Source organism: Georgenia thermotolerans (assembly GCF_009193185.1).
GTDB lineage: Bacteria > Actinomycetota > Actinomycetes > Actinomycetales > Actinomycetaceae > Georgenia > Georgenia thermotolerans.
Map to the genome: position 1 here is coordinate 1 of NZ_VUKF01000107.1, position 1,231 is coordinate 1,231.

The 1,231-nt window shown below is 68.6% G+C and carries 2 protein-coding genes; both read right to left on the reverse strand.

The genetic code is table 11. From position 1 onward, the window contains the following. Nucleotides 1-124: 124 nt before the first annotated feature. Complete coding sequence (locus GD970_RS21375) at nt 125-622, reverse strand: ATP-binding cassette domain-containing protein (protein ID WP_152204891.1); 498 nt, start codon at nt 620-622, stop codon at nt 125-127. Next, nucleotides 622-1,231 (reverse strand): tyrosine-type recombinase/integrase (locus GD970_RS21380; protein ID WP_226925531.1); only part of this gene is annotated, 610 nt, incomplete at its 5' end. The genes GD970_RS21375 and GD970_RS21380, both read right to left, overlap by 1 nt.

The window sequence follows — 1,231 nt, forward strand, 5'->3', positions numbered from 1 at the left end:
CCCACCACGCCGCCACCGACACCCTCCGCCGAGCCACCACCGGCAACCCGCGACCGCTACATTGACAACCGCCTCCGGGTGGGGAATTTCAACGAGCACCCCTGGGGAAGATCGGCGAGCGGCATCAACGGCTGTCAGGAACGGGTCGGTCGGTGAAGCGGGGCAAGTCACCACCTGCCGCCCTGCCGGAACCGAGGGAGTGCGGCGGCCAGTCAACGGATAGATGCCACGCGTCACAAGTCAAAGCAGCGGGGCGTCCTGCGGCACGTGAGTTAGCGGATGGTCTCGAGGTGTCCACGCCGGAAGCGGTAGGCGCGGTCGCAGAGGATGTCGATGTCGTCTTAGGGTGGCTGGTCATGACCAGGGGCTTGCCGTCGTCGACCAGCGACCGCAGCAGCTGGCGCATCTCGGTGACCGTCTCCTCGTCGAGGGCGTTGAAGGGTTCGTCGAGCACCATGCCGGGCTGGTCTTCCATGATCGCTTGCGCCAGGCCGAGTCGTTGCTTCATGCCCAGGGAGTAGTGGCGTGCCTTCTGAGGTAGGTCGGGATCGAGACCGACCAGCGCCATGGCGTCACGCACCTGGCCTTCGTCGATGGCATTGCGAATCTTCGCGAGTGACATCAGGTTCTGAAGTCCGGTCTGGCGGCCCGGCGCCTCGGCTCCGCGGCGCTGACGGCGCTCACAGACCGGGCCCCGCGGGGCGCTGTGCCATATCCGTGGCCTCCGCCGCCGGTGAGGCTGTCGAACACCGCACCCGCTCGTCGGGCGACCCCCTCGCGTGCGCGCGAGTAGCGCTCGGTGACCTGGAGGCTGGAGTGCCCGAGCACCGCTTGGACGTCCGGTGCCGACGCGCCGGCGTCGAACAGGATGGTGGCGAACGTGTGGCGCAGATCGTGCACGCGCAGGTCGGGGCGGGCGAGCGCCGGGCGGATCGTCGCCCAGTCCACCGCCCGGCGGAAGTTCGCCGCGACGAGCCGGCCGCCGGTCGGCCCGGAGAACAGCAGGTCGTCCGGTCCCTTGCCCGTCATGGCCTCGTCCAGGTCCGGGTGACCGCCAGCAGCAACTAGCGTTTGTGCCACTACCTGACATCTAACACCGACATCCGCGTCCTTGCAACCACATGAGATAGGGGCCCCTTCCCCGATAATCTCGTGCGCATGGCACTTCCGACGCCCCGCCCCTGGGATCAGGCCGCAGACGGCTTGCTCACCCAGGCCGACCTGCCCGCCG

Coding starts and splice junctions, on each gene's coding strand:
- GD970_RS21375 (WP_152204891.1), bottom strand. CDS start 622: ATGTCACTCGCGAAGATTCGCAATGCCATCGACGAAGGCCAGGTGCGT.